Source organism: Mesorhizobium sp. M7A.F.Ca.CA.002.04.1.1 (assembly GCF_004022805.1).
Taxonomy (GTDB): Bacteria; Pseudomonadota; Alphaproteobacteria; order Rhizobiales; family Rhizobiaceae; genus Mesorhizobium; species Mesorhizobium ciceri.
Genome location: NZ_RZPL01000723.1, coordinates 1 through 2,808, shown reverse-complemented (window position 1 = coordinate 2,808; position 2,808 = coordinate 1). Strand labels below are relative to the sequence as shown.

General features: G+C 61.5%; 3 protein-coding genes. 2 read left to right on the top strand and 1 reads right to left on the bottom strand.

Annotated elements, in window-relative coordinates:
- The coding region (locus tag ENZ75_RS27400; RefSeq protein WP_164888041.1) for an outer membrane beta-barrel protein at window positions 1-204 on the top strand (204 nt) is incomplete at its 5' end.
- Window positions 205-243: 39 nt separating this feature from the next.
- Here the strand turns inward: ENZ75_RS27400 and galU are convergent.
- Window positions 244-1,149: a UTP--glucose-1-phosphate uridylyltransferase GalU gene (gene galU / locus ENZ75_RS27395; protein ID WP_013529722.1), complete on the bottom strand. Its 906-nt coding sequence runs from the start codon at window positions 1,147-1,149 to the stop codon at window positions 244-246.
- Between the two features lie 209 nt (window positions 1,150-1,358).
- Between galU and ENZ75_RS27390 the strand changes: the two genes are divergently transcribed.
- Window positions 1,359-2,579, top strand: coding sequence for a lytic murein transglycosylase (locus ENZ75_RS27390; protein WP_013529721.1), 1,221 nt, complete (start codon window positions 1,359-1,361; stop codon window positions 2,577-2,579).
- The last annotated feature ends 229 nt before the right edge of the window (window positions 2,580-2,808 follow it).

Here is a 2,808-nt window from a genome sequence, read left to right as displayed (position 1 = left end):
GCGGCTCTGGGTCTCGACTGGCGTGATTACATCGGCATCGACGGCCATGACAGGGTGTTGAGCGCCGAGGCCGGCCTGACCTGGTGGCTGAACCGCTACGCCGGCCTGACCACAAGAGTGAGGAGCGAGAAACTGACCAGCAACCTGCCGGGCCGGGACTACACCGCCAACAGCATCTTCCTCGGCGTCAAGGTGCAGCGCTGAACGGCCGCACCAACGACATCCGGCCGCTCGCTAGGATGTTTAAAACGCAGCACCACGGCGCTCTGACGGCTTCAGCTCGTCGAGAAGCGTGCGGATGACGCCCGCCATGTTCTCGTTCATGTCGCTGCGCCACAGCGCGAAGGCGACATTGGCCTCGACAAAACCCTCCGGCGATCCGCAGTCGAACGTGCGGCCTCGATAGTGGTAGCCGTAGAAAGGCTGCTGCTTTTCCAGCTTCAGCATGGCGTCGGTGAGCTGGATCTCGTTGCCGGCGCCTTTTTCCTGACCTTCTAGGATCTTGAAGATCTCCGGCTGCAGGATGTAGCGGCCGTTGATGTAGAGGTTGGACGGCGCGGTGCCGGCCTTCGGCTTTTCCACCATCTCGGTGATACGGAAGCCGTGATGCGTGTCCTCGCCGCGGCCGACGATGCCGTATTTGTGGGTTTCGGCGGGATCGCATTCCTGCACCGCGATGATGTTGTTGCCGGTCTCCTCGTAGAGCTCGACCATTGCCTTCGTGCAGCTCTTCTCCGACTGCATGATCATGTCGGGCAACAAAAGCGCGAAGGGCTCGTCGCCGACGAGCTCGCGGGCGCACCAGACGGCGTGGCCAAGTCCCATCGGCACCTGCTGGCGTGTGAAACTGGTCTGCCCCGGCGCCGGCTGCAGCCGCTGCAGGCGGGCGAGCTGGTCGTCCTTGCCGCGCTGGGCCAGCGTGTCATAGAGTTCGAACTGGATGTCGAAATGGTCCTCGATGACGGCCTTGTTGCGACCGGTGACGAAGATGAAATGCTCGATGCCGGCCTCGCGCGCCTCATCCACCACATACTGGATCACCGGCCGGTCGACGACGGTCAGCATTTCCTTGGGGACAGCCTTGGTGGCCGGAAGAAACCGTGTGCCGAGGCCGGCGACCGGGAAGACTGCCTTGCGAACTCTCTTCATGCTTTCAATTATCCGTTTGAGGGCCAGCTCCGCAATCCCCGTTTCAAGACATTTTCACGCCGGAATTGGGGATTACTGGGAAACTGAGGGGAGCGTCCACCGGTAAAGCTTCGAAGCGTCTTTTCGTTCCCGGTGGCACCTATGGTAAACTAATTCCTAACCTGGTTCGGCGATGAATGGTCTTTCCTGAGACAGAGAAGGAGGAAAAGATGTCCGTTCGCAATGCCGCAAAAATTTTTACCAGCGTCATGGCGGCAGCCAGCCTATCGCTCGCTCTGCTGATGCCTGGCCCCGCTTTCGCCGATGCCGGTTTCCGGCAATGGGTCGCCGGCTTCCGCGCCACCGCCGTGCAGAGCGGCGTTTCCGGCGCCCTATACGACCAGGCCTTCAGGAACATCAGGGATATCGATCCCGTGGTGCTGGAAAAGGCGCGCACGCAGCCTGAATTCACGGCCCCTGCCTGGGACTATTTCGACAACCGCGTCCATGATCAGTCCGTCGCCGTCGGCCAGCAGATGGCCAGGAAATGGAAGCCGTGGCTGGATCGGATCGAGGCCAGGTTCGGCGTCGACCGTTACATCCTGCTGGCCATCTGGTCGATGGAATCGAATTATGGCGAGATCCTCAAGCGCGACGACATCATGCGCAACGTCGTGCGCTCGCTGGCGACCTTGGCCTACGCCGATCCGAAGCGGGCGAAATTCGCCCGCACACAGCTGATCGCCGCGCTGAAGATCCTGCAGACCGGCGACATCGACGAAAGCCATCTGAGCGGATCCTGGGCCGGCGCCATGGGCCACACCCAGTTCATCCCGACCAGCTATCTGCACTATGCCGTGGACATGGACGGCAATGGCAAGCGAGACATCTGGAATTCGATCCCCGATGCGCTGGCGACATCAGCCAATTTGTTGAAGAAGAATGGCTGGCAGGCCGGCAAGACCTGGGGCTATGAGGTCGCCTTGCCAGCCGGAAAACTTCCCGGCGGTTCCAAGACGCTGTCGCAGTGGCAGGCGCTCGGCGTCGCCAGGGCCAACGGCAAGCCGTTCAAGAACGGCTCCGACAAGGCGACGCTGAAGGTGCCGGACGGCCGCAGCGGGCCGGCCTTCCTGATGATCAAGAATTTCACGGTCATCAAGGCCTACAACAACGCCGACAAATATGCGCTGGCCGTCGGCCTTCTTGCCGACGAAATCGCCGGCTCGAGCGGTCTGGTGCAGGACTGGAAGCGGCCTTTCACCAAGCTTACTTTCGAGGAAAGACAGGAGCTGCAGAAGCGGCTTTCCCAGCATGGCCTTTACGACGGCAAGTTCGACGGCAAGATCGGCGACGGCTCGAAGACTGCCATCATGGCCTTCCAGGCCAAGGCCGGCTTGACCCAGGACGGCTATCCGAGCATGGAAGTGCTGAAGTGGCTCCGGCAGAAATAGAGCCGCCTGCGGTGCCGCGCGGCCTTCCAGGCGCGCAAAGGACACTGTAGCAATCTGGTTGGGCGGCATTTGCCGAGAAACCGATGCGGTTTTTCGGCAGGACTGCGCCAAGGGACGGAGGAAACGATTGGCTTCGGCTGCGCGCATCGCAGGGCTTGTTCGTCGCATGCCGGTGCTCGTCCTGGCCGTGGTCATGCTTGCCGTCGAACTTGCCGTCGTAAAGGCCATG

Coding starts and splice junctions, on each gene's coding strand:
- ENZ75_RS27390 (WP_013529721.1), top strand. CDS start 1,359: ATGTCCGTTCGCAATGCCGCAAAAATTTTTACCAGCGTCATGGCGGCA.
- galU (WP_013529722.1), bottom strand. CDS start 1,149: ATGAAGAGAGTTCGCAAGGCAGTCTTCCCGGTCGCCGGCCTCGGCACA.